The organism is Sorangium sp. So ce1153, from assembly GCF_051521595.1.
Lineage (GTDB): Bacteria > Myxococcota_A > Polyangia > Polyangiales > Polyangiaceae > Sorangium.
In genome coordinates this window covers 5,385,866-5,411,139 of sequence record NZ_CP150361.1, presented here as the reverse complement: position 1 = coordinate 5,411,139, position 25,274 = coordinate 5,385,866, and the positions used below count along the sequence as shown (strand labels likewise).

17 protein-coding genes are annotated in these 25,274 nt (G+C 69.5%); 16 read left to right on the top strand and 1 reads right to left on the bottom strand.

Annotated elements, in window-relative coordinates; translation table 11 throughout:
- Positions 1-489: 489 nt before the first annotated feature.
- The 10 genes from WME85_RS19315 to WME85_RS19270 all read left to right on the top strand — a co-directional run bounded on the left by WME85_RS19315 (position 490) and on the right by WME85_RS19270 (position 16,305).
- Positions 490-2,790 (top strand): type VI secretion system Vgr family protein, encoded by a 2,301-nt coding sequence (locus WME85_RS19315; protein WP_437840099.1) that lies wholly within the window; start codon positions 490-492, stop codon positions 2,788-2,790.
- Entirely contained in the window at positions 2,787-4,937 is a 2,151-nt protein-coding gene (locus tag WME85_RS19310) for a type VI secretion system Vgr family protein (protein ID WP_437840098.1), read from the top strand. Before WME85_RS19315 ends, WME85_RS19310 begins: the two co-directional genes overlap by 4 nt.
- Positions 4,938-4,991: 54 nt before the next feature.
- Entirely contained in the window at positions 4,992-5,462 is a 471-nt protein-coding gene (locus WME85_RS19305; RefSeq protein WP_437840097.1) for a hypothetical protein, read from the top strand.
- An 18-nt stretch (positions 5,463-5,480) separates the two neighbouring features.
- Positions 5,481-5,792: a hypothetical protein gene (locus WME85_RS19300; RefSeq protein WP_437840096.1), complete on the top strand. Its 312-nt coding sequence runs from the start codon at positions 5,481-5,483 to the stop codon at positions 5,790-5,792.
- Between the two features lie 60 nt (positions 5,793-5,852).
- Positions 5,853-9,539 carry an RHS repeat-associated core domain-containing protein gene (locus WME85_RS19295; RefSeq protein WP_437840095.1) on the top strand — a complete coding sequence of 1,229 codons (3,687 nt, stop codon included), beginning with the start codon at positions 5,853-5,855 and terminating at the stop codon, positions 9,537-9,539.
- 2 nt (positions 9,540-9,541) lie between these two features.
- Positions 9,542-9,829: a barstar family protein gene (locus tag WME85_RS19290; RefSeq protein WP_437842321.1), complete on the top strand. Its 288-nt coding sequence runs from the start codon at positions 9,542-9,544 to the stop codon at positions 9,827-9,829.
- A gap of 129 nt (positions 9,830-9,958) precedes the next feature.
- Positions 9,959-12,532, top strand: coding sequence for a type VI secretion system Vgr family protein (locus WME85_RS19285; RefSeq protein ID WP_437840093.1), 2,574 nt, complete (start codon positions 9,959-9,961; stop codon positions 12,530-12,532).
- A gap of 70 nt (positions 12,533-12,602) precedes the next feature.
- Positions 12,603-13,613 (top strand): hypothetical protein, encoded by a 1,011-nt coding sequence (locus WME85_RS19280; RefSeq protein ID WP_437840091.1) that lies wholly within the window; start codon positions 12,603-12,605, stop codon positions 13,611-13,613.
- Positions 13,614-13,669: 56 nt separating this feature from the next.
- Positions 13,670-15,319, top strand: coding sequence for a hypothetical protein (locus WME85_RS19275; protein WP_437840089.1), 1,650 nt, complete (start codon positions 13,670-13,672; stop codon positions 15,317-15,319).
- Positions 15,316-16,305: a DUF2169 family type VI secretion system accessory protein gene (locus WME85_RS19270; protein WP_437840088.1), complete on the top strand. Its 990-nt coding sequence runs from the start codon at positions 15,316-15,318 to the stop codon at positions 16,303-16,305. The genes WME85_RS19275 and WME85_RS19270 overlap by 4 nt, the downstream gene beginning before the upstream one ends.
- Here the strand turns inward: WME85_RS19270 and WME85_RS19265 are convergent.
- Positions 16,247-16,627: a hypothetical protein gene (locus WME85_RS19265; protein ID WP_437840087.1), complete on the bottom strand. Its 381-nt coding sequence runs from the start codon at positions 16,625-16,627 to the stop codon at positions 16,247-16,249. The two genes, WME85_RS19270 and WME85_RS19265, sit on opposite strands and share 59 nt — an antisense overlap.
- 1,356 nt (positions 16,628-17,983) lie before the next feature.
- Between WME85_RS19265 and WME85_RS19260 the strand changes: the two genes are divergently transcribed.
- The 6 genes from WME85_RS19260 to WME85_RS19235 all read left to right on the top strand — a co-directional run bounded on the left by WME85_RS19260 (position 17,984) and on the right by WME85_RS19235 (position 25,196).
- Complete coding sequence (locus tag WME85_RS19260) at positions 17,984-18,499, top strand: TIGR00725 family protein (protein WP_437840086.1); 516 nt, start codon at positions 17,984-17,986, stop codon at positions 18,497-18,499.
- The gene (locus WME85_RS19255) at positions 18,496-19,428 is read left to right on the top strand and encodes a polysaccharide deacetylase family protein (RefSeq protein WP_437840085.1); all 933 of its coding nucleotides are present in this window, start codon (positions 18,496-18,498) and stop codon (positions 19,426-19,428) included. Before WME85_RS19260 ends, WME85_RS19255 begins: the two co-directional genes overlap by 4 nt.
- A gap of 92 nt (positions 19,429-19,520) precedes the next feature.
- Positions 19,521-20,246 carry a M20/M25/M40 family metallo-hydrolase gene (locus WME85_RS19250; protein ID WP_437840084.1) on the top strand — a complete coding sequence of 242 codons (726 nt, stop codon included), beginning with the start codon at positions 19,521-19,523 and terminating at the stop codon, positions 20,244-20,246.
- Positions 20,243-21,814, top strand: a complete 1,572-nt coding sequence (locus tag WME85_RS19245; RefSeq protein WP_437840083.1) for a carbamoyltransferase C-terminal domain-containing protein — start codon at positions 20,243-20,245, stop codon at positions 21,812-21,814. Before WME85_RS19250 ends, WME85_RS19245 begins: the two co-directional genes overlap by 4 nt.
- Complete coding sequence (locus WME85_RS19240; RefSeq protein ID WP_437840081.1) at positions 21,811-22,938, top strand: hypothetical protein; 1,128 nt, start codon at positions 21,811-21,813, stop codon at positions 22,936-22,938. Before WME85_RS19245 ends, WME85_RS19240 begins: the two co-directional genes overlap by 4 nt.
- On the top strand, positions 22,935-25,196 hold the full coding sequence (locus WME85_RS19235; RefSeq protein ID WP_437840080.1) for a glycosyltransferase family 2 protein: 2,262 nt from the start codon (positions 22,935-22,937) through the stop codon (positions 25,194-25,196). The genes WME85_RS19240 and WME85_RS19235 overlap by 4 nt, the downstream gene beginning before the upstream one ends.
- Positions 25,197-25,274: the final 78 nt, after the last annotated feature.

Below are 25,274 nucleotides of genomic sequence, written 5' to 3'. Positions count from 1 at the left end.
CGGCCCGGCGACGCTCCACGGTCAAATCGACAGCGATTCACGGCCGCCGTTTGGGGCCAGTCACGCATCTCGCAGCGCCGTCGCCCACCGTATGGACGCGCCGCTCGGTAGCGCCGACCCAATGCTCCTGGTCCGATCGACCGAGCGACCGACAACCATGTCGGCGGCCGGCCACTGACCAGCCGCCGGGCCGAGGAGGCTCGACGCTGGGACGCGCCTCAACGAAACCGCGGCCCGGAAGGCCTAAAAATACAACTGAGACGGAACGTCAAGTGGTTCCAGACCCACTGAAATCACGGGCGTCCGCTCGACAGAGCAGTCGACCGCTCTCGGTGCGTGTTTTCTTTGGCTCCGGGATCGCCTTGCCACGGCTCCGGGATCGCCCTGTCAAGCGAGCTCTCCGAATCGGCGCCGTACGCGCGGCCCACGTCGCCCTTGTAGTCTACCATGGCCAGTGGTATGCGATACGGTCACCAGTAGGAGGGGTTGATGGCGGAGGGGGCTGGAGCTTGGCTCACGCTGCGGGGAGAGGTCCTCGGCGAAACCATCGACGTGCTCCGCGCCCGCGGTCGCGAGGCGATGAATGCGCTGTCTGACTGGGAGGTCGAGGTGCTCGCCGCGGACGGCCCCCTCGACACCGCGGATCTCCTCGGCACGGCGGTCACGCTCGTGCTGGAGGATGCGCAGGACGAAGCTGCCCGCGCGATAGCGCTCGTCGTGACCGACGCGATCTTCACTGCCGAAGCGACTGACGGGCTCGTCTACACGATCCGGCTTGCGCCTCCCGAGTGGTTGCTCACGTTGCGCTCGGGTTACCGCATCTTCCGTGACAAGACGGGACCGGACCTCGTGAGACAGCTCCTCCGCGACGCGGGAACCAGCGAGGATTGTATGGCTTTCCGCCTCGCGGGATCCTACGGGCTGCGGCTCCACACCGCCCAGTATGACGAGCTCGACTGGGCCTTCCTCGAGCGCATCTGCGCCGAAGAAGGGATCTCCTACTGGTTCGACACGGGCGATTCAGGCCCTGTGATCGTCTTCGGCGACGCTCCCGGAAGCCACGATGGCGTCGAGACGGGTCGGCCGATCCCGTTCGAGGACCCATCGAATCGCGTGCGACCTCGCGCGCTCTTCGAGCTGGAGGTGACCGAGGAGCTGACCGAAGATGCGGTCTACCTGCGCGATTACGATGTCCGGCACCCCGACGTCCTCATCGAAGGGGCCGCCGGCGCCGGCGCGCGCGAGATGTACGAGTACCCGGCCCGCGTGCTCGACGCCGCGCAGGCGCGCGAGCGGGCGCGCGTGCGGCTGGAGCAACTCCAGCGTTTCCGGGTGCGCGCGATCGGGCGCAGCGACAGCACGCGGCTCCAGCCGGGGCGCGTCGTGAAGCTCGTCGGCACGGCCGACGGAGAGCTCGATGCGGACTACCTCGTGGTCTCGGTCGAGCACCGCTGGTCGCGGCCGACGCCCGGCGTCGTCGAGGAGAGCGGCTATCAGAACGAGGTCGTTCTCGTGCCGAAGGACGGCCCCGGCCATCGTCCGGCGGCTCCAACGGAAAGGCCGGCTGTGCCCCCGAACCCGTGGCGTCGTCCCCCGCCGGCGGAGCCGCTCCCGGCCGGCCGCGTTGCCCAGGAGCCCCACGCGCGGAGCGCGCTGCGTCCCCGCGCATCCGGCGTCGAGACGGCGATCGTTGCCGGGCCCGCCGGCGAGGAGATCCACGTGAACGACCTCGCGGAGCTGAAGATCCGATTCCCCTGGGACCGGTCCGGCATCACCGACGACAGCGCCTCGACATGGGTGCGCACGCTGCAGATGGGGCTCGGCGGCGCGCTGCTCATCCCGCGTGTCGGCTGGGAGGTGCCCGTCACCTACTACGATGGCGACCCGGATCGACCTCTCGTGCTGGGCCGCCTTTACAACGCCCAGGGCGTCGTACCTTACGGGCTCCCCGGCGCCAAGGCCACGACCGCGCTCCAGTCGGCCACGTCGCCCGGCGGCGGGTCGACGAACGAGCTGCGCATGGGAGATGCCGGCGGCAGGATGGAGATGTTTTTGCACGCGTCGCGCGACCAGTCCGTCTTCGTGGGCGGCAGCGCGACGAGCAAGGTGTCGGTCGACGCGTCACACGATGTCGGCCAGAGCCTCGCGGTCTCCATCACGGCCGACCAGACGCTCACCGTCGGAACGGATCAGACGGTGAATGTCGTGACCGATGACTCTCTCGGCGTGAAAGGCGCACGTACAGAGACCGTGGGCGGGGTCGAGACGAACAAGGTGACGGGCAACCGGGTCGTCGCTGCGAAGGGCGCCTACGACGAGCTCGTCGGCGCCCTCTACGGCCTCCAGGCCAACCAGGTGAACAGCCAGGTGACCGGCTTCTTCAGCCAAATGATCGGCGCCACGATGGCGCACGCATCCGGGCTCGGCACGAGCGAGTCCGTCGGCGGCCTGCGCGCGGAGACCGTCGGCGGCGTGCGCAGCATCACCGCGGCGAAGGCGTACGGCGAGAGCGTGTACGGCACAAAGACGGTGACGGCCGGCGCGTGCCGGGCCAAGGCCGGCACGATCGTCGCCACGACGACGAAGGGCGCCCAGAGCACGCAAGTGGGCGGCTCGGTGGACATCAAGGCGGGCGGTCCGGCCGTGTTCGCGGCCAACCAGATCGAGATCCAGGCCGCCTCGCTCGACGCCGGTGCGCTCAAGCTCGCCGGCGGGTCGTTCAAGGTCACCAAGGGGGCTGCCAAGCTCGACGGCAAGGTCAAGCGCCGCGGCGGGAGCAAGATCGGATGAACGGCGCGTTCGAGCTCGAGATCGACGGCGCGCCGTGGCTGGTGCACGACGTGCGCGGCCGCGAGGCGGTCGGCGAGCCATTCTCGTTCGAGGTCGCGGCACGAGCGGAAGACGATGCTGCGGCCGAGATCGGCGCCGAGGCGAGGCTCGCGTGGCCGACAGAGGAAGGTGTGGCGCGCACCGTGACGGCCATCGTCGACGCCGTCGAGGAGCGCGCCGGTGCGGGGGACGACCGCAGGTCGAGCCGGGGGGCGACCGTGATCCGCCTCGTGCCCAGGCTCGCGGCGCTGGCGGACAACCTGGATCATGCGGTGTTCCTCGATGAGGACGCGCTGGACATCGCCGCGTCCGTGCTCGGCGCGCACGGCGTGCGGCTGGAGCGCCGGTGCGAGCGGCCGCTCCCGCGGCGGGCGCAATGCGTGCAGGCGTTCGAGAGCGACTTGGCGTTCGTGACGCGCATCCTCGCCGACGAGGGCATCCTCTGGTTCTTGCACCCGGAGGAGCCGGACGTCCTCGTGGCGGTCGACAACCCGGGGGGCTTCGCGCCGCTCGCGGGCGGCCCGCTGGTCGTCCGGCCGCCGCGTGGCCTGATCGCGGCACGTTCCGCGTGGGCCGTGTCGCTCGCGCGGCGCGCCGCGAGCGACAAGGTGACGCTGCGCGAATTCGATTTTCGCAATCCCGGCGTCGATCTCACGGCAGATGCCGCGGTCGGCACCGGCACATCGGAGCGTTATGAGTACCGGGGCGGATACGCCGATCCGTCGCTGGGCAAGCGACTCGCGCAGATCCGGCTGGAAGAGCACCGGCGCCACGGCGCTGTGCTGCGCGGCACGACGAACGCGCGCGACCTTGCTCCTGGATGCGCGATCGATCTCGAGAACGGTCCGATCGACGACGTGAACGGGCCGTGGATCGTGACGGCCGTCGAGCACGACGGTTCCGGCGTGATCCGATTCGTCGCGGTGCCGCGCGCCGAAGGGTATCGTCCGGCGCGGAGCGCCCCGCAGAAGCCAGGGTTTGGCGGGGCCCAGACGATGGACGTGACCGGCGCAGGAGGCGACGAGATCCATACCGATGAGTTCGGCCGCGTGAAGGCGCGGTTCCGGTGGGAGCGAACGCGGCCGGCGGACGACACGGGCTCCGCCTGGCTTCGCAGCGTCCAGCCCCCCACGTCGGGCGGCTTCTTCCTGCCGCGCGTGGGCTGGCAGGTGCTGACCACCTGGTTTCACGGCGCCCCCGATGAGCCGCTGGAGCTCGGCCGGCTCTACACCGGCGCCGATCCGCCGCCGGCCGGTTTGCCGGGCAAGAAGGTGCGATCGGACCTCGCCACGAGGACGACCCCGGGCGGCGGTAGCGAGAACGGCGTGCGAATCGACGACACCGCGGGAAACGAAGGAATGGCGTTCTCCGCGTCGAGGGACTTCAACGAGCGGACCGAGAACGACAAGGTGACAACCGTCACGGCGGACGACGGATGGGCCATCGGCGGAAACCGGAGCACCGTGGTGACCAAGGTCTACAACCTCAAGGTCGGCGGCGCGCAGGCCTATACGGTGGGAGGCAGCCGCACGGTCAACGTCGATGCAAACAAACTCATCGGGGCCGGCTCGGAGAGTGTCACCGTGGGCGGCGCGCGGATCTTCGACGTCGGCGGCGACAGCACCACGCAGGCGTCGAGCCTGACGCGGATGGTGGGCGCGGCGAAGATGGTGGCCCCGATCGAGCACCAGAGCCAGCTCGTGACCGGCGCGGCGAGCATCCTCGTGGGCGGCTCGTGGAATCAGCTCTCGGGGCTGTCGGCGGCGGTCGACGTGGGCGGCGCGAGCGTGGAGACGGTAGCGGGAGCCAAGATGATCAAGGCCCTCTCCTACGGGCTCAGCGTCCGCGGGGCCCTGACCGAGAGCTTCGCGTCGAAGAAGGTCGACGCGGGCACCGATGCGATCGACGCCGCGTCGTCGAAAGGCACGTTGCGCGCCGCCGGTAGCGTGAAGGTGAAGGGCGCGGACGTCATCTTCATCGCCGACACGAGAATCCAGATCAAGGCCGGCGGCGTCACCATCAAGATTACGCCGAGCAGCGTCACCATCCAGGGCAAATTCAAGAGCTCTCAGAGCGCGGTGGACGACGCGAACGAGGACTACGACTGAGGTTGGCATTGCCGACGATGGCGCCCGGCGGACAGACGGCACGACGGAGGGCTCATGGCGAAAGGGAAAAGCACGGTAGCGAGAAAGCCGAAGCAGGCCGTCGAACGGCTCGGCCCGGGTCTGCACCTGGTCCACCTCGACCTCGGCACGCCCGACGCGACGACGGTACGCACGCTCGACGGCCGGCGGCTCACGGCAGTGCTGGCGGACGAGGTGGATCCGCGCCTCCTCGTCGAGTGCCGGCGCGCCGGTAGGCCCGTGATCGCGTGCGACACCGCCCGAGGCCCTACGGTCGTCGGCGCGCTCCAGACGGCGCCCTCGGTGCAGCACGAGCCCGACGGGACGCTGGTCCTGGAGGGCAAGCGGGTGCGCATCGTGGCCGAGAAGGGCGTCACCGTCGAGGCGGGCACGGCGGCGTCGATGGCGCTGGAGTCCACCGGCAAGGCGCGGCTCGTGGGCGACCGCATGGTCATCGACATGAGCGCGAACGTGCGCGTGCTCTCGGCGCTGGTCGAGCTGCCCTGACAAGGCGAGGAGGAAACGATGCCGACGACGATCGGTGGCAAGCAGGTGATCACGACGTCGAGCAACCATAGCTTCGTGGGCCCCCCGGCGGTGAGCAACATCCCGCCGATGACGCCTCCGAAGCCGGACGGCGTGCCGGCGCCGTTCCCCTACACAGGGCGGAGCGCGACGGGAAAGGGCACGTCCGGCAAGCTCAAGGTCGGCGGCGGGAAGGCGTTCGTAGCGGGAAGCCATGTGTCGGTCGATCCGCCGGGCAACCAGCCCTCACAGCCCGCACCTATTCACGACCTCGTGACGATGCAGGTGAATGCGAAGATCCATGTCCCGTAACGCAGCATGAGGCTGACCGTACGCAGGATTGCTTAGAAACGACGTGGAGCGGGGCCCGCAATGGGAGACACGAAGTCCGATGGGAAGGAGGTCAAGACCACCACGGCCACGTCGCCGGCGGACGGAACCTCGAAGAACGGGCCTACCCAGACGACGGACGCGGCCGTCGGCGGTGGGGGCATGGGAACGGCGAACCCGGACGAGAAGAAAGAGGACGCCAAGGACGACGAGAAGGGCGACCCCGTCGCCGTGGCGAAGGGCGCTGTCACCGAGAACGTGCTCGATCTCGCCCTGCCTGGGCTCGTGCCGTTCCAATGGCGCCGGAGGTACTCGTCCACCGATTTCGGAAAGACGACGCCGCTCGGACGCGGGGGGTGGACGCATGACCACCACCAGTGGATCGAGCCCGAGGGCGACGGGTTCCTCCTGCGAAACTTTGACGGTGTGGATCTCTCGTTCGGGCCGATCCCGGCCCAGGGCGGCACCTTGCACCGCGGGCGACAGCTCTTCCTTCAGCGCAAGGGGGACCGGTTCGATGTCCTGGATCTCGCATCGCGCTGGACGCGCTCGTACGCCCCGTCACGTCAGGGGGGTCGCGCGTGGCTGCGGTCGATCGCGGACTGCCGCGGAAACCGCATTGCGTTCCACTATGAGGGTGAGGCCCTGGTGCGGGTCACCGACACTGCCGGGCGGGAGATCCACCTGCAGCTCGACGCGAAGGGGCGGATCGTCGCGCTCGACGTCGAGGTGGACAAACGGGTTCATCGCGTCTTCACGTACGGCTACACGGATGCAGGAGAGCTCGCGTTCGCGGCGGACGGGCTCGGGCAGCCGATCCGTTACGCGTACGACGGCAAGCATCGCGTCGTCCAGAAGTGGCTGCGAAACGGCTTCAGCATCCGTTACGAGTACGATCCCGTCCACGGGCGCGTGGCACGGACGCGGGGTGACGAGGGCTATCACCAAGTCGAGTTCACCTACGACTTCGACAAGCGCACGACTACCACGCACGGCGAGCCGCAGCCGCGCGTTTATTACTGGGACGCGCACGGCAACGTCGTGCGCGAGGAGACGTTCGACGGGCGGCATGTCATCGAACGCACATGGGATCGCGATCGCCTGCTCGTGTCGGAGAAGAACGCAGCGGGGGAAGAGCATCGCTACGAGCACGACGCGCGCGGCTTCTTGATCAAGGCCACCGATCCGGCGGGAAACATCACCCGGCATGAGTATGTGGACGACCTGCTCCGGCGCGTCATCTTGCCGAACGGCAACGTGCGTGCATACGACTACGACGGGTATGGGGCCCTGTGGGGGCTTACTTTGGAGACGGGCGCGCGCTACTCGGTCGACCGCGACGGGAAGGGGCGCATTGTCGCGCTGTACGGCCCGGGCAGCTTGCTCGAACGCTACGAGTACGACGCACACCACAACCTCGCCAAAGCCACGAGCGCGCGCGGCGCCGTCACGAGCTACGACTACGACGACCTCGGGCACCCGACAACGCGCCGCGACCCGCTCGGGAGGACGACTCGGCTCGAATACGACGTGGGGGGCCGCGTTATCGCGGTAACCCATGCGGACGGAACCCGCATCGACCTCGAGCACGACAGCCTCGGCAAGGTGACGCGCATCCAGAGGCCAGGCGGCGACATCCGGATGGAGTACGTCGCCACGGGCGCGCTCGCGCGAACGGTCATGGAGGACGGCGGTGAGTGGCGCATCTCGTACGACCGAGAAGAGAAGCCGGTCCAGATCGAGAACCCGAAGGGCGAGCGCTATGAGCTCCGCTACGATCGGGCGGGGCGTGTCGTCGAGGAGCGCACGTTCGACGGGCGCGTGATCCGGTACAGCTACAATGCGAGCGGGCGGTTGCATCGCATCGAGCGACCAGACGAGACCTGGCGTGAGTTCGTATACGATACTCTCGGGAACCTCGTCGAGGACACGTCTCCGCACGGCCCAATCACGTTCGAGCGTGACTCCCAAGGGCGTTTACTGAAGGCGACGCTCGAAGAGGGGCCGGTGGTCTCGACGGTGACCTTCGAGCGTGACCATTTCGGCCGCGTTGTTGCCGAAACGCAGGATGGCAAGACGTTCCGCTATGAGTATGATGCTGAGAGCCGAGTCACCGCCCGCATCCTGCCGACCGGAGAGGTGACGCGATTTCGTTACGATCTCGACGGCGAGCTCGCCGAGGTGGAACATGGAGGGCAGGCGGTCAGGATTGCGCGCGATGCTGCGGGGCAAGAGCTACTGCGGCACTTCGCGGAGAGTCCGACGGCAGTGGCGTCGAGTTATGACGCCATGGGCCGCCTCGCATCGCAGGAGGCCGTGCCGCCGCAGCCCGAGGGCGCGGCGTCGATCGCAGCGCTCCTGCGGCGGCGGTGGGAGTACGACGCGGTCGGGCGGCCGCTGCGCATCGAGGATGCTCGGTGGGGCACGACGGAGTACTCGTACGACCGTACCCACAACTTGGTGCGCGCGCAGCGCGGCCGGCTGGACGAAGAATTCGAGTACGATCCGGCTGGCGCACTGGTGCGGACGTTTCAGGGGTTCGCCTCGCGCGGGGAGCGCTGGTCGATGCGCCAAGGCGACGTCCTCGTTCGGACGGAAAAGGCTGCGTACGAGATCGACACGTGCGGGCGGCGCACGAGGAAGGTCGAGCTCGCGAACGGGAAGCCCACCGAGAGGGTGACGGAGTACGTGTGGGACTGCCGCGATCGGCTCCGCGAAGTGCGGACGCCAGGCGGGGAGGTGGTTCGCTATTTTTATGACGCGTTCGGCAGACGGACGCGCAAGATCGTGTTTCCCCTCAGGCCGGCCGAACCGGGCGCGCCCGCGCCGCCTCCGCGTGTGGTGCGCTTTCTGTGGGACGGCGACGTGCTCGCGGCGGAGCTGGACACGGGCCGCGGGGCGCGCGCGTTCGTGCACGAACCAGGAACGTTCCGGCCGATCCTGCAAATCGAGCAGGGCGAGGTGTTCCTGTACGTGCTTGACCAGGTCGGGACACCCCGAGAGCTGCTGGACGTGCAGGGGCGCGTCGCGTGGGCAGCGGCATACAGGGCGTGGGGGCGGGTCGCGGAGGTGCAGCCGGATCCCATGGCAGCGCGAGCGCGCGCTGTAGAGTCACCGTTCCGGCTGCTGGGACAGTATGCGGACGATGAGACAGGGCTTCACTGGACGCGGTTCCGGTACTGGGATCCGGACGTGGGAAGGTGGTGCAGCCCGGATCCGCTCGGAATCGAGGGGGGAGCGCGGTTGTTTGCGTTCGACGGGAGTCCGACCCTGCTCGTCGATCCTTTCGGGCTGGACACACGTCCCGCCCATGGAGCCGCACAGCTGGACACACGTCCCGCCCATGGAGCCGCACAGTTCGCCAAGCTCAAGGATGCATTAAGAACGGCTGAAGCGGCCAATCCATTAATAGAGAGCCTCCGGACGACCGGGAAGCTTCCGTCAAACTATCTAACTAAGGCTCAAGCGGCGGCAGCAGGCTGGCAGGCGGGCAAGCCTGTGGGTACTCATATCCCCGGAGGACAGATCGGCGGAGATGTGTTCCAGAACACCACAGGAGTGCTACCCAGCGCTCCTGGTCGCACGTGGTATGAGGCCGACGTTGGGTTATCCAGCACAATAAGCCGATCCAAGCAACCCGGGACACGGCTGCTATACTCCAGCGACGGACTACTTTACGTAACCGCAGATCACTACGAAACCGTTCACCTTATTGGAACATGGAAATGAACATGTTGGCAGAAATAGACGGACGACGCATCACGAGCGAAATGGATTTTCACAGGGAAATTTCGCTCGCACTCGACTTCGGTCCCTATTATGGAAACAACCTGGACGCGCTCTGGGATCGACTGTCAACCGACGTGGAGCGTCCAGTGACGCTCATATGGAATCACTCAACCGACTCCAAGGAACACCTCGGTGATATCTTCGACAAGATCGTCCACATACTCTATCGAGCGCAGAAGCAGGACGAAGAACTTGGATGGACAGAACGGTTTCAATTTGAGCTGAGGTAGGCACATCATTACACCGGTCCACCTTCACGGCATAGGACACGAGCACTCGCCGTTGCAGGCATCCAAGATGCCTGAATCGTAGAATCGGCAGCAAGGAGAAACAACGCAACGGCCCGCTCCAAGGAACGCATGGCGACAACCGTTACGCTTTACCTCGACGCCCCCTCGCTCCCCCTCTCGCTGCGCGCCGTGACCGGCACGGAGCGCCTCGGCGAGCCCTCACGCCACGAGCTCGACCTCTTCTCCCCGGAGCCCGTGGAGGTCTCCGCCGTGCTCGGCAAGTCGTGCGCCCTGCGCCTCGCGAGCGACCTCGGCGAGCGGTGGATCTCCGGCGTCGTGACCCGCTTCACCCGCGTCGCCACGACGCACGCCGCGCCGTCGCGGCGCTACCGCGCCGTCGTGGAGCCGGCCTGGTCGCTCCTCCGGCTCGGCCGGAAGGTCCGCGTCTACCAGCACGTCACCGTGCTTGATCTCGTCAAGCAGCTGCTCGCCGAGGCAGGCTTTCCGGCGGAGCGGATCGACCTCCAGCTCGGCGGGAGCCACGCGCGGCGCGAGTATGTCGTGCAGTGGATGGAAGACAACCTCACCTTCATCCGGCGGCTCTGCGAGGAGGAAGGCCTCTACTTCCGCGCGGCGGTCACCGCCGACGGCGAGCGCTTCCTCCTTGAGGACACCTCCAGCGCGGCCGCGCCGTTCGACGGCATCGTCCAGATGACCGACGGCTCCGGGCTGACCCGGCCTGGGCTCACCGCCTGGGCCCCGCGCCTGGTCACCGAACGCCGCGCCGGCAAGGTCACGCTGCGCGACCACAACCCGGCTCGGCCCGCCGCTCAGCTCTCCGGCACCGCGTCCGCGGGCGCGGGCATCGAGATCGAGACAGAGGTGTACCTCGCCCCCGGCCGCTTCCGTTCTCCCGCTGAAGGCGACGCCCGCGCGAAGGCACTGCTCGAGAGCCTGCGGGCCGACGCGAGGCGGCTGTCCTTCGAAACGAACGCGTTCGGCCTCGCGCCAGGGCATGTCGTCACGCTCGAGCATGGCGGCGACTACGCCGGCGTCCCTCACGTAGAGGGCGAGCACTTCGTGACGTCTGTCTCCATCCGATGGGAGGAAGGCAGCCACGACCACGGCGTCACGGTCGAGACGATCCCTAAGAGCGTGCCCTTCCGCCTGCCGCGCCGCACGCCGCGCCCGCGCATCGAGGGAGTGCAGGCGGCGGTGGTCACCGGCCCGCCCGGATCCGAGATCCACCCGGACGATGCCGGGCGCGTCTTCGTGCGTTTCTTCTGGGATCGCCTCGGGCCCACGGATCACCGGAGTAGCCTCCCCGTCCGGGTGGTGCAGCCGAACCTGCCCGGATCCATGGTGATCCCGCGGGTGGGCTGGGAGGTGGCGGTCGCGTTCGAGGACGGCGACCCGGACCGTCCCTACGTGCTCGGCCGCGTTTACAACGCGAAATCGCCGCCGCCGGTCGCGCTGCCCGCCAACAAGACCATGACCGTGCTCCGCTCCTTCAGCTCTCCGGGCGGCGGCACGCACAACACCATATCTTTTGATGACGCTGCCGGACGACAGCATGTCTCAATCCACGCCGGGTTCGGCAAAACGACCGACGTCGGCAACAACATGATGGTGCAGACGGCGAAGGTGGAAGAGCAGATCATCGGCGCGAGTCAAACGGTGAGCGTGGGGGTGAAGGACTCCTTGACCGTCAGGGAGGCGCTCATCGCCGAGGTAGGCTCGCAGGCGGCCACGGTGGGCGGGACTCAGGACATCTACGTCAAAGGCGATTTCAGCGTGTCCGTGGGCAGCGAGAGCGTCGTCGTCGGTGGGGCGCTGCTGGAGAAGGTGGGCAATCCCGTGACGGGCGCGCTCAATTTGGGCGTCAACGCGGCGCTCGCCGGCGCCGGCGCGCTCGGGCAGGGACTCGGACGCGTCGGGCAAATCGCCACGACCGTCGCGACGACGGCGGCCGGCGTGGGCTGGGGCATGGTCCAGGCGGCGTCCGCCCCCGGCGCCGGCCCGAACGCCGCGCGCGACGCGGGCGTCCTCGGCCTCGTCGGTGCGGCGGCGGGCTTCGTGCCCGGCGGGAGCGCGCTGTTCTCGTCGATCGCGGGCGGCGGGCGAGCGCTCCCATGGCAGGCGCCGCCGCAGGGGTCCGGCGGCGCCGAGGCTGGCGGCGGCGCAGGTCGTGCGGCGAGCGACGCCGCTGCAGCCCACGGCCCGGGCCCCGGTCACCGGAACGAGATCATCCAGGGGCCCTATTCCGAGATGATCGGCGGCGCGCTCGTGGTCACCACACCCGGGAACATCGCCTGGCAGACGACCGGCGCGTGCTGGATCACGGTCGGCGGAGGCCACGCCACCAAGGCCGTGAGCGTGGGCGCGCAGGTGCTCGGGGCGTCGGAGGAGACGCTCGGGAGCCTCCACATCAACGCCGCGACGTCGGTCGGCCGCGAGGTCAAAGGCCCTGTCACCACGAACGTCGGCGGGAGCCTGAAGGTCAAGGCGAACGGGAGCTACTCGATGAAGGCGGGGTCGAAGATCACGGTGCAAGCGGGCGGCTCCATGAAATGCGATGGCGGCGTGGTGGCCTTCGTGGTCGGTAGCTCGGTGGTGGCCGCGTCGTCGGGCGGTGTGCTCGTGAAGGCCGGCACGATCAAGATCAACGGCGCCACGAAGCAATCCGGGGACACGACACATTGACGAGGACCGGACGCACAGCGGGGGCCATCGTAGCAGTCGCAGAGCGGAGACCGACCACAGGAAGCATGGAATGAGCAGCGCGGTGATCGTCGGGTGTGGCCTCGTTTCGCCGCTCGGGTTGGGCGCGACCGAGCACGCGTTCTACCTGCGCGCGTCGGTCGGCGCGCCGCCGCCTCCGGCGTTCGAGACGGCGGACGGAAAGCCCGTCCGCGCGAGGCACTGCGGCTTCCTGGGCGCATCGCTCGGCATGGCGGAGCGGCTGTCGCGGATGGTGGAGATCGCCGCGCACCAGGCGCTCTCTCCGTGGGAGACGGCCTCTCAGGCGGGCCCGTTCGCGCTCGCGTTCGTGGCGCCGCGCCGCGCGGGCATCCTCGCGGCCGACGTGGCCAAGGCCCGATCCCACGCGGCGAGGCGCTGCGGCGCCTCGGTGGTGCAGACCTGGGTCGACGCGGCAGGCGCGTTCGCCGCGCTGGAACAGGCGGGCGTGTGGCTCTCGGACGGATGCGCGTCCGCCGTGCTCCTCATGGGCGTGGACTCGTTCATCCACCCGGATGCGCTTGCGGAGGATCTCGAGTGCGGCGAGAGCCCCTGGTGCCCGCGCCGTCCGCCTGCCTCCGAGGGCGCCGCTGCGCTCCTCCTGACGCGACCGGAGCGGGCGCGCGCGCTCGGTCTTTCCGGCGCGCGCGTGCGCGGGAGCGGGACCGCGGTCGGGAAAGGCACCGACGAGGACGACGCGATCCTGGACGGCACCGCGATGACGGCGCTCCTGCGCGCGTTTCCTCCGCGGCGGATCGACCTCGTGGTTGGCCAGGAGAAGGTGGACGATCTGCGCCAGCGCGACTGGCACCTGGCCCGCGCGCGCGAGGCGAGCCGATTCGCGGAGGAAGCGGAAGCCGTGACGCTGGAGGACGAGACCGGGAGGCTCGGCGCGGCGGCGGGTGTCGCCTGCATGGCGTTCGGCGTGGGCGCGTTGCAGCACGGGATCTTCCGCGGGCTTTCTCCCACGGCGCACCTCATCGCATGGGCGATCTCGCGCGACGGCACGCGTGGCGCCGCGCTCGTCCAGGGAGGGGTCGGATGACGCCACGCAGCCTGCACGCGCTCGTCGCAGCGCACGAGGGACCTTCGCTTCGTCAGGTGCAACGCGACCGATTCGAGATCGCAGCCGTCCCGCCGGCAATGCTCGAGGGCGAGCTCGCGGAGGAGAGCGACCGCGATGCGCCCCAGCGAAGCGATGGTCCGGACTCCCCTGCGGCGCTCGCCGCGACCGCGGAGCCATTGCCCGCCGTGCTCGGCGCGCTCGACGGTACCGAGGGCGAGCCTTTGGCCCCTTCTTCACCTGGAGACAACCAGACCGCGCCGGTGCGCCAGGCGAAGGGCAAAGGCACCCCGATCCCGCTTATCGCGACGTATGGTGAGGTCATCTCGGCGTGTCTCGATGGCATCGCGCTGGCCGCTCGCCACCGGGCGTTGCTCCCGCGCGAAGGGCGGGCCCGGGAGGAGGAGCGCATCCTGTCCTTCTTGGACGCCCTCGTCGTCACCCCGCGGTTCCCCGCCCTGCTCATCGCCTGGTGGGAGGAGGCGGTCGATCTGCCGGATCCATGGAAGGCCTGGGCTCCCACCTTCGTGCTCGCATGCCTCGACGGCGAGGATCTGCCCGAAGCGATCGCCACGATGGTGCGTCGCCTGCCGGAGGACGACGCGGAGGCCGCTGCAATCGCGGGCGAGGCGCTCGCGCTTGGCGCTCACCCCGAGCGCTTCGACTGGGCTCGCCACCTCATCGACGAGGCTCATCCCGCGGTACGGGCCGCAGGAATCGAGGCGCTCTCGCTGGCAGGCGCGCTCGGGCCGGACGAGCTTGCGCGTGTGCTCGCGTCCGACGCCGCTCGCACGGTGCGCTGGGCGGCTGTACGGGCCGCCGCGCGGTTGCCCCGGACAGCACTACTGACGGACGCCCGACCCACGCCCGAGGAGCGGCGGCTCGATGAGCTGCTCCTGGCCGAGCTGAACCGCGCGCCCGACGCGGAGCTCACCTGGCAAACCGCGCGCGCCCTCGCGCTCCGGGGCATCCCCGCGGGGTACTACGGCATGGTGCACGACGCGTCCATGCTACACCGACTAGGGCCTCGCGCCCTCGACGTGCTGGCGTTCTTCGGCACCGGAGACGACGCGCCGCTCGCACGGCGGATTGTCGCGCGCTGTGGTCTCTCGTCGGCGGTGCTGCGCGGGCTCGGGCGCTACGGGCATCCGGGCGCGGCGCCGGTGCTCGTGAGAGCGCTCGGCGACGAGGACGCAGCGGACGACGCGAGCGCGGCCCTCGTAGCGATCTTCGGGGTGCCCTTCGAGGAGCAGAGGCTCACCTCCTCGGAGGCATGGCGCACCTGGCTGGCCACCGCGGCGGTCGACGAGGCTGTGCGTCACCGTTTCGGCAAACCCTACCGTCCGGGATGCATGACAGAGGCGGCCGCGGATGGCACACGGTCGCAGGCCGAGCTCTCGTGGCTCGTCGATGAGGCCAACGTGCGCGCGGGCCTCGCTGAACGGCCGGCGCTCTGGCGCTGGTCGCCCGCTGCCGACGCCTCGCTCGCCCCCGCGCTCGCCGCGATGTCGCGAGCCGATGGGGGCTTTCTGGGCGATCCCTGGCGCTCGGTCCTGCGCTCGCGGCAGAGACGCACGCCTGCTGCCGACGCGGCTTCGACGTGGAGCGCAGGCTCACCTCCGGGGTCCGCCTCAACGTCGATCGAGGAGCGACCGCCCCCACGGTTCCCTTGGACGAGGGACAGATGAGCCTCTTGAACGCGACCAGCTATCCCGCGCTCGACGTGCCCTATGTCGATCCGAGCGGCCAGCGCGTGGTGATCGCCATCATCAAGGCGACGTTCGAGCTGAGCCGCACGGACAGGCTGGTGCCGTCGGCGGAGCCGTCTCCCGTGCGCGTGGCCGACGTGCTCTGGGACGAGCAGCGCCCTCAGGGCAGCGTCAAGTACCCGTCCGACGTGTGCTGCGCGAAGCGCGGCGCGGACGTGGTGGTGGTCGGGGCCGCCATCTCCCCACGGTCCGTCGCGCGCATGGACGTCCTCGTGCGTGTCGGCGCGCTGGAAGCGCCGCTCGTCGTTCACGGCGAGCGCTTCTTCGTCAAGGGCGCGCGCGGCGTCGTCATCGGCCCTGCCGCGCCGTTCGAGGCGATGCCGGTCGTGTACGATCGCGCCTACGGCGGCATGACGGCCGACTGCGCGCTCGCCGAGGAGCGCAATCCGGCCGGCGTCGGCGTGGCGCACCGCGACAAAGATCTCCTCGATACGCCCGCGCCGCAGATCGAGCACCCCGCCTTCCCGCACACGCGCGCGGGTGAAGACCATGCCCCGGTGGGCTACGGCGCGACGCGATCGCACTGGATGCCCCGTCGCTCGTACGCCGGCACGTTCGACGCGACATGGAAGAAGGCCCGCATGCCGCTCTTGCCGCTCGATTACGACCCGCGCTTCGAGAACGTGGCGCATCCTTCGCTGCAACTCAAGGCGCCACCACCGCCGGGAACGGAGATCGCTGTCCTCGGCATGTCCGAGCGCGGGCTCTTCCGGTGCGAGCTGCCCGACACGAAGCTCGTCGTGCACGGCATTCGAGGTCAGGAGCGTACGACCGTGCGGCCGGTGGTCGACACCGTGCTGATCGAGCCCGCGCGTGGCCGGGTGGAGCTCGTGCATCGCGCTGTCTTCACGATGGGGCGCGGCAGGACGCTCCTCCGAGAGATCCGGGTGGACACCGATGCCTGAGCCTGAAGACGACGTGCCGCTCACGCTGTACGCCGCGGTCGTGGCGGCACTTGGCGAGGGCTATCCGGTTGAGGTCGTCCTCGAGCACGAAGGCCTCTCGCTCGACGCGTGGGAGGCCGCGGAGGAGCGGTGGGTGGATCGCTTGCAGGAGAGCGCCGAGGGGGACCTGTCGCTCTTCGATGCACTCGATCGGGCCCTCGCGACCCAGCGCGCACGCTTCGCTCGTCCCGTGGCTCCGCTCGACGACGACCTCCACCAGTTCCTTGCGTTCCAGCGCCACCTGGCCGAAGCCGAGAACCCAACCGCGATGCTGGCCGAGCACGGGCTCTTCCTCGGCGACTGGGTACGCGTGCAGGAGCGATGGGCCGAGCGCCTGGGCAGGGACGCAGCGCTCCGCGCGGAGGCGACGACGGCGTTGCGGTCCCCGGAGGCCCCGCCGCTCGCGGCGATCCAGGCGGGCGCGCGGAGGCTACCGCCCCCGCTTCGGACGCGGTCATCCGTGCCAGTCGTGGTCGCGGCTGGCGCTCCGGAAGAGGAGCTCCCGGAATGGGGGCTGGATGCCTTGCGGGCTGGAGCACCGCCCACCGCAGAGCAAGCGACGCCCGCCGTGCCGATCGCGCCTGCACCAGCGCCGCCGTCTTCCCCCGTCCTGCCCGCGCCGCCGCGCAGCATACCGGTGTCACCGCTGGAAGGGCTTCCTGGACGGTCGCGACCATCTCTCTCTGCAGTCCCGGCCCCCTACCCTGCTGCTAATCTCCCGCTGAACGACGGGGTGTACGAGGTACCACCAGCGTACTCGGCCCCTCCAGGCACCGTAACAACCGCAATAAGTCTGCCACAGGTCTCGCCGCCAACCCGCGATGGAGTTGAGTCGCGTGAGAGCAGAACGAACGTCAGCCATGACGCCGCTCAGACGTTGTCACCACCTGCGCTGCCGCGAGCAGCGCCACTCCCCTTCCATTCTGACGGGTCACCCCCCTCGTTGGAGGCTACCCTCTTCATTCCCACAGCCCTGGCTCCGGAGGAGCATGGCAATACTCCCCCCAGAGATCTCGCCCAGACGGTGACTTCGCCGCTCGCTCCCCAAAGCTCGGCATTACCATTTCGCCCCGCCAAACTTCCTTCATGGCAGCGAGCTGCTCAGACGCACACAAGCACGAGTCACGACGTCGAATCGCCACATCTTGAGGCCACCACGACCGGAGTCGCCCCTTACGGACCAAGGGGTCCAGCACTACCGTTCCGACCTCCTACATGGACAGAGGACAGCCCCGGAGGCGCTGCAACCGGCCAATCTGACGAGTTCGAAACCAGTCTTTATATCGATCAAAACAAGCCGACATCGGAGGCGCTCTCGCTCGGTCAATATGCCTCGCTATGTGCCGAGCTGGATGTAAACCCCAGCTTGGCCGAGGCGATTTTCCAGTGCTACGGGCTAGGTGGCAGAGAGAAGAGAGCGGCGGTCGATGCTGCCTGGAAAGAGCGACTCCGCCGCAGTCCAATGGAGTACCGGACCTGGCAAGAAATGTACCGACACTATCACGATTACTGGACAAAGCGCGGCACACCGGTGAGGTAAACCCTCTCGCCGGCCACCGCTGCCGTCCTTTACCGGGATCACAGCTTGGGGCTACCCTGGAGCTCTGGGGGACACAGGATGCGCCGACCCGTTGCCGCCGTGATCGGAAGCACTCGCGCGACGACCGACCAGCTCGCGCTTGCCCACGAGCTCGGGGCGGCTCTCGTCGACCAAGGTTTCCGGGTGCTTACCGGCGGGCTCAGCGGCGTCATGGCCGCGGCGCTCCAGGGTGCGCGCTCGTCGGCGCGGTACCAGTCCGGAGATACCATCGCCATCCTCCCAACGTACCGCGCGGGCGACGCGAGCGACGCCGCAGACGTCGCGATCTGCACGGGGATGAACCATGCCCGCAACGCCGTGCTGATAGCATCCTCTGACGTGGTGCTCGCGGTCGGAGGGCGAACGGGTACGCTGGGAGAGCTCGCGCTCGCGTGGGAGCTCGGGCGACCCATCGTGTGCGTCGGCACCTCGGAAGGATGGGCGACGCGTCTCGCCGGCGAAACGCTCGACGACCGGCGCGGCGATCGCGTGCACGGCCCCCTGGCACCTCGCGAGGCAGCGCACCTCGCCCTGACCCTCGCCGAGGCGGTCGTCCCTCCGCCCTCGTTCGTATGACGGGGCAGCTCGCGGTCCTCTGCTACCACCGGGTGATGCCGGATGCGGACCGCACCGGCGACGGATGGCCGTACTTCTCCCGCGGGACGGCCGTCTCGCTCAGCAGCTTCGCGCGCCAGGTGGAGCAGCTCGTGCAGCACGTCACGCCCGTGGACGAGGCGGCAGTCTCCGCCTGGGCCGACGGTCGCACAGAGCTCGACGCCCCTTCCGCCTGGATCACCTTCGACGACGGCTATGCCGATGTCGTCGAGCACGCGGCGCCGGTGCTCGCAGCAGTGGACGCTGCGGCGAGCGTCTTCGTCACCACGTGCACGCTCGCGACGCCGCCTCGAGCGCTGCCCGCGGATCGCTGGTACGCGGCGCTCGCACGCGCACGGAGGCGCCGAGGCACGCTCGTGGTGGGTGGGCACCGCTGGGCGTTCGATCTCAACCGTCCGGACGATCGGGCGCGGCTCGTTGATGGCCCCGAGCGGCGACGTTGCCTCCAGGCTCCCGAGGAGGAGCGGGATGCGATCCTGGCCATGCTGGGCGAGGCGCTGGACGCGCCAGCCGAGCCATCGCGGCGGTTGTACTTGCTGGCCGAAGAGCTTCGCGGCCTCGTGCGGCGGGGCTGGTCGATCGGAGGCCACGGCGCGACGCACAGGCCGTTTCCGGTGCTCGATACTCCAGCACTCACGGCCGAGCTCGACGAGGTGGACCAGGTCTTCGCTCGGCATGGCTTTCCGAGGCCGGCGGCCCTCGCTTACCCCGATGCAGCGTGGAGCGAGGGGTCCGAAGGGATCGTCGCAACGCACGGCTACCGTCTCGGCCTCCTCCTCGGCAACCAGGTGACCCCTCGCCAGCCGCTGCGGATCTGCAGGTTCGTGGTGCCAGACGAGCCTCGCTGGGTGGAGCAGACGCTGCTGCCAGCGCTCGGGAGGCGCGGATGAGCGCTGCATGGCATCGTGAAGCGGAGTGGCTCGACCGCGTCGGGCGCTGGGTCGCCCTCCACCCCGTGTCCGGAAGCGCGTCGGCCCTGGAGGTGGCGACCGAGGTTCACGCTGAGCTGCGCGATCTCGGCTTCGCCGTGGAGGAGCTGCGGCGCTCCGGGCATGCTCCGCTGCTCGTCGCGCGACGTCCCGCGCCGATCGGGATCCCGACGATCGGGCTCTACGGCCACTACGACGTCGAACCTGTGCACGAAAGCTGGCATGGCGACGCGCTGCAGCTTCGGGTCGCCGCGGGGCGCGCCTACGGGCGTGGCATCGCGGACAACCTCGGGCCGCTTGCGCAGCGCCTTCTGGCGGCGCGAGACGTGCGATCCTGGCCCGGCGTGCTCTGGGTGATCGAGGGAGAGGAAGAAACGGGCTCGCCTGTGCTCGCCGGGCACCTTACCGCCCTGCGAGAGATCGACGTGGCGGTGTGGCTCGACGAGACCGGATACTTCGAGGCCCCGGAACGGCAGCGCATCCTGGCGTTCCGATCGGACGAGCGCCTCGGTGATCTTTGCCGCCGCTGGCGGGAGCTTGCCCACGAGAAGTCGATCTCGATGGTGCTCGAAGCCCGCGCGCTGAACCGCGCGTCGGCGGCATCTGCCGGGCCCGTCGGCTCGCTCTTCGGCGAGCGGCCCTATGCGGCCTTCGGACCCAACGACGCGCGCTCGAATGTCCACGGCGCCGACGAGTCGCTGCCGCTCGGCACGCTTGCGTTGACGGCGCACCAGCTCGTCGCGACGCTGGAGCACATGGCCTCGGGGGGGCAGTCATGAAGGTCATCGCGTTCCATGTCCAGCACGACGCGGGTCTCGCCGTGGCCCGCGACGGCGTGCTCGAGCTCGCGCTCGAGCTGGAGAGGTTGTTCGAGGAGCGGTACTTCGCGAGCGCGTGGGATGCCGAGACCTTCCGGGCGCAGTGGCGGCGGGCGATCGAGGTCGCCGTACGAGCAACGGGGATCGAGCGCTTCGACGTGGCCGTGACGAGCTGGGTGATGCCCTCCCTCCGCCGCATCCTCGCCGAGCTGGTCTCGGCCGAGCGCTGGGTGACCGTCGACCACCACCGCGCCCACGCCTTGCACGGGATCCACGACGCGCCCTTCCGGTGCGCCCTCGTCATGTCCTTCGATGGCGGCGGGAACGACGGGACGTGCAACCTGTTCCGCGCGCACGACCGGGCGCTCACGCACCTCGGCCGCGTGCCGCTGAACCTCGGCACCCCGTACCGTTTGCTCGCCACCGCCATGCCCGAGGTCACCGGACGGCGTCCTCAGCCGCGGGCGGGGCACCTCTCTCTCGCTGGCAAGCTGATGGCCTACGCCGCCCTCGGGCGCATCCGTGAGGCGTGGCTCGGTCCAGTCGAGGATTACTACCTGAACTTCCAGGAGCCCTTGCAGGCCCTCTACTCGCTCGGCGAGCAGCTTGGCCTGGAGCTCGAGGCCGACGCTGCCCCCGAGGAAGAAGCGCGCGATCTCGCGGCGACGAGTCAGGCGGTGTTCGAGAAGCTCGTGCTCCGGATCGTCCGAGAGCACCTCGCGGAACACGACGAGGGGATCGTGCTCACGGGCGGATGCGCGCTCAACGTGCGGGCCAACGAGCTCGTCCGTCGGATGTTCGGCCGCCCGGTCCATGTGCCGCCCGCGCCCAACGATGCCGGCATCGCGACCGGTGCGCTGTGGTCCGTCGAGCCGCCCTCAGCGCCGCCGGACGTGTTCGTGGGGCCATGGCTCGACATGGACGTGGGCGAGGACGAGCTTGTGCGGCGCGGCGCCGTGCGGACCGGCGTCGAGGGGATCGCGTCGCTGCTACGCCGCGGCGCCGTGATCGGCGTCGCCCACGGCCGCGCCGAGCTTGGACCACGAGCGCTCGGTCACCGCTCGCTGCTGGCGCTGCCCGGCTCTCGCGAGGTGAAGGAGCGGATCAACGCCCGCATCAAGTCGCGGGAGTGGTACCGGCCCTTGGCCCCGGCCGTCGCGGCGGCGCGAGCGGGAGAGTTCCTCCTGGATGCGGCCCCCTCGCCCTACATGTCCTTCGCCGTCGAGATGCGCCCCGAGGCGCTCGCCCGCTTCCCTGCCGCAGCGCACCTCGACGGGACGGCGCGGGCGCAGATCGTCGCGCCAGAGACGTTCCTGGAGCGGTTGCTCGACGCGCTCGAGCAGCAGGGTGAGCCGCCCATCGTGCTGAACACGTCCTTCAACACGAAGGGCCGTCCCCTCCTCCAGCGCGCCAGCGCGGCGCTGGACGCGCTCGATGAGACGCACCTGGACTTCGCCTGGATCGAGGGCTGGCTGGTGCCGCGCGACGAGGCAACGGTGCAACGGTTCGCAGGAGGAGTGCTCCCGTGACCCAGCGACCGCGCCTGCTCTGCGATGCCAACCCGATGGCCTACGGATCGAGCTCGGCGCTCCTGGCCATCCTGGAGCACGTCAACGCCGAGGCGGTCGCACTGGTGCGCGACGTCACGGCCGAGTTGCTCGGCGCCGACCCGGCGATCACGCGCACCATCGCGGTCGACGTGAAGGATCCCGACGCCGTTGCGAGAGCGCTCGAAAGAGAGCACTTCGACGCGGCGCTCGTGGTCTCGAACCTGGCCAACATCGAGGTCTACCGCCGGCGCGGGCTGCCGATCTTCTTCGTGGATATCCTGTACTGGTACAGCGCACGCAAGGACCATGCGGTGTGGACGGCTGCGCAGCGCGGCTACGCGCAGGCGTTCCCCGGCGTCCGTGAGCGGGTCGAGGTCCTGCCGCCGGACGTGCGGCCGGTCGTGGTCGGCCCCTTGATCCGGACCGTGCCTCCGCGGTCGAAAGCGCCGCAGGGCACGCTGATCAACCTGGGCGGGGTGCGCTCGCGCTTCATCGATCCTGGCCGGGCGCCGATGTTCCTCGAGTGGGTCGCCCGTATCCTGCACGAAGTGGAGCGACTGCTACCTCCCGGGCCGATCCTCATCGCCGCCGGGAGCGATGCGTGCGCCGTGCTTGGTCCCATCCTGCCGCCCCGCGCGAAGGCCGTGAGCCTGCCGCAGCCGGCGTACCTGCAGGCGCTCGCCGACGCCGCGCTGTTCCTGACCGCCCCCGGGCTCAACGCGGTCTTCGAGGCGCTCTGGCTCGATGTTCCTGTGGTGTTCCTTCCCCCGCAGAACGCCACGCAGGTGCTCCAGCTTGCCCGTTACGAGGCCGTTGAGCTCGTCCCGCCTGGCATCAACCTCCCGGGCCTGGTCCCCGCGTTGGACCTGCCCGAGCGGATTGATGATGAAGGCGCCTACACCGAGCGGGTGCTCGCAGCGCTCCGGACGGCGTTACGCTCTGGTGCGGTGCTGGAGGCGGCCGCACGCCACGTGGCGATGCAGATCCGCGAGGTCGCCTCTCGCGAGGCTGCCCGGCGCCGATTCCGGTCATCGCTGGGCGCGCCGGGCGGGGCCGCGATCGCGAGCGACATCCACCGCCTCTGGCGCGAGCGCGCTCCTTGAACGACCAGATCGACGCCGCCGTCATCGTGCCCACCACGGGGCGCCGGCCCATCCTGCTGCGGAGGGCGCTCGCTTCGGTGCTCGCTCAGCTCCTCAGGCCACGCGAGATCCTCGTGATCGTCGACGCGGCGGAGGACGCCGTGCCCGATGTGGCTGCGCAGACCGCGGGGCTCCCCTGCACCGTCCTGGCGGTGGGGGACTCACGAAGTGCTGGAGCCGCGCGCAACCACGGGGCCCGCGTCGCGCGCGCCCACCACCTCTGCTTCCTCGACGACGACGATGTCTGGAAGCCTGGTTACCTCGCCGCGGTCTTCGCGGACGGACCGGCCTTCGATCTCGCGCTGACCGCCTTCGAGAAGCACAACCGCGACGGGGTGCAGCCCGAAAAGGTTCCCCCGGAGACGCTTGATGCGGGGGTGTTCCTGGTGGCCAACCCCGGTCTACGGGGCAGCAACCTCGTCGTGACGCGGGAGCTCTTCTGGGCAGCCGGGGGCTTCTCCGAGAGCCTGCCGTCGTTCAACGACATGGATTTCGGCCTGCGCCTCGTCGCGGCGCAACCGCGCCGCTATCGGCGAATCCTCACGCCCTTGGTCGAGTACCACGCCCACGACGGGGAACGCTTGTCCCGTCGCGGAGCGCAGGCCATCCCGCCAGGGCTCGAAGGGTTCCTGCAGCTGAATGGCCCGAGGATGGATCATCGGCAGGAGGCCGCGTTCCGGACGCGCGCGATCGACCTCTGGGGTGTAGACCCCTGGGCCCCGGCGGCGCTGGAGCGTCGGCTGCAGCAGGCGCTCGCCGCGGGCACGATCGCGGCGCACTTCCCAGGACTGCTGCATGCCGCGGAGACGGCGCTGATCGAGGAGACGTGCTGCAGCGACACGGACGTCGACGCACGGCAGGCGTTCATCGACCGCCTGTGCGAGGCGTTCGAGCGCGATGGCGCTGCGCCGAGGCTTCGGTCCCTGCGCATCGTCGTCATCACGACGGACACGGCCGGGAGCGTGGCAGCGCTCCTCGCGTCGCTTCAACGCGCGCTCGAACGTTCACGCTGGCGGGCCGGCGCAGGGGGGCCACTCGTCGAGCTGCTCTTCGTTCGCAACGACCGCGACCCCGAGATCGACGACGAGCACGGCGCGACGCTGCGGACGTGGACCGACCCCAGGATTGTGGTCGCCGAGGTTCATGTCCCGAGGTCGTCCCGCCCGCTCTCCCTGTGCGAGGCCAGGGCCTTCGCGTTTCGCGCCGCGTGCGAACGCGGATGGGAGCCATCCCCCGAGGCGCCCGTGTGGTCCCTCGACGAGGATTTCCGCTTCGAGGTCCTGGTTCCCTCGATCGAGCGCGGCTTCCGGCGCGTCGCCGGAGGCGCGCTGCTGCATCGGCTCGAGCTCCTGGCGCTGCGTTGCGGCCCGAGCGGCATCGATGCGCTCGTCGGCGGCAACAGCGGGGCGGCGCCCGTGCCTGCGCTCGGCCTCCTCCGGCGGCAGCTCTTCGATCTGACGTCGACACCGGCTCCAGGGGGTGAGACGTCAGAGAGGCGGCGGATGCTCGCGGCTTGGCTGCGACGGCGTGATCCGTACTACGATCTGACAACGGATCGGGGCGAAGAGCTCTGGATGCCCGTGCGCGCGGCCTGGTGGCGTGAATCGGATGATTGGATGTGGGACGAGGTGGTCGAGCGGCTCATGCTCGGGTTGCCGGTGACGCGGCCGGCGCTGCCGTCGCTCGACGAGATGCCTCCGACCGCATGGGGGCACCTCGATGCGGCGACGGTCGCTGGCGGCAACACGGTGCTCTTGACGCCGCGGGTGCTACGGGCGGACGCATTCGTCCAGGTTCGGTGGGGCTCGGTACGATCACGGCGAGGCGACACCACGTGGTGCATCAACTGCCGGAAGAGCGGGGCGATGATCGCACGCGCTTCCATCCCGCTGCTTCACGATCGGGCGCCACGGCGGGGCGCACCTGCGCGTGAGACCACGGTGCGCGACGCGGTGGCCGATGCCCTGGGGGTCGGCCTCTATGAAACGCTCGGCGTCCTGGGACGCGCTGATCAGGAGGCGACCAGCCGCGGCGCAAGGCGGCGACTGGCTGCCGTGATCGAGAACCTTGCCGCCGCTACGGCTCAGCTGGAAGCGCCGGAGACCCACTTCCCACCGGAGCCACGCTCGAAGTTGCTCACGCTCTTGCGTGACGTCGCGGGCGCCCTGACCGGTGCGCAGTTGGAGGGCATCGAGCTCGCCGAGGCTTCGGTCCGATAGCGGAGAGCCCCCGCAACACTGCGTGTTCGTGAGCGTGCATCCAGAAGAACGCGCATACACTGAACGAACGTTCCCATT

Excerpts from the sequence above, each read along its gene's own strand:
- WME85_RS19315 (WP_437840099.1), top strand. The coding sequence starts at position 490 with ATGGCGGAGGGGGCTGGAGCTTGGCTCACGCTGCGGGGAGAGGTCCTC.
- WME85_RS19310 (WP_437840098.1), top strand. The coding sequence starts at position 2,787 with ATGAACGGCGCGTTCGAGCTCGAGATCGACGGCGCGCCGTGGCTGGTG.
- WME85_RS19305 (WP_437840097.1), top strand. The coding sequence starts at position 4,992 with ATGGCGAAAGGGAAAAGCACGGTAGCGAGAAAGCCGAAGCAGGCCGTC.
- WME85_RS19300 (WP_437840096.1), top strand. The coding sequence starts at position 5,481 with ATGCCGACGACGATCGGTGGCAAGCAGGTGATCACGACGTCGAGCAAC.
- WME85_RS19295 (WP_437840095.1), top strand. The coding sequence starts at position 5,853 with ATGGGAGACACGAAGTCCGATGGGAAGGAGGTCAAGACCACCACGGCC.
- WME85_RS19290 (WP_437842321.1), top strand. The coding sequence starts at position 9,542 with ATGTTGGCAGAAATAGACGGACGACGCATCACGAGCGAAATGGATTTT.
- WME85_RS19285 (WP_437840093.1), top strand. The coding sequence starts at position 9,959 with ATGGCGACAACCGTTACGCTTTACCTCGACGCCCCCTCGCTCCCCCTC.
- WME85_RS19280 (WP_437840091.1), top strand. The coding sequence starts at position 12,603 with ATGAGCAGCGCGGTGATCGTCGGGTGTGGCCTCGTTTCGCCGCTCGGG.
- WME85_RS19270 (WP_437840088.1), top strand. The coding sequence starts at position 15,316 with ATGAGCCTCTTGAACGCGACCAGCTATCCCGCGCTCGACGTGCCCTAT.
- WME85_RS19255 (WP_437840085.1), top strand. The coding sequence starts at position 18,496 with ATGACGGGGCAGCTCGCGGTCCTCTGCTACCACCGGGTGATGCCGGAT.
- WME85_RS19245 (WP_437840083.1), top strand. The coding sequence starts at position 20,243 with ATGAAGGTCATCGCGTTCCATGTCCAGCACGACGCGGGTCTCGCCGTG.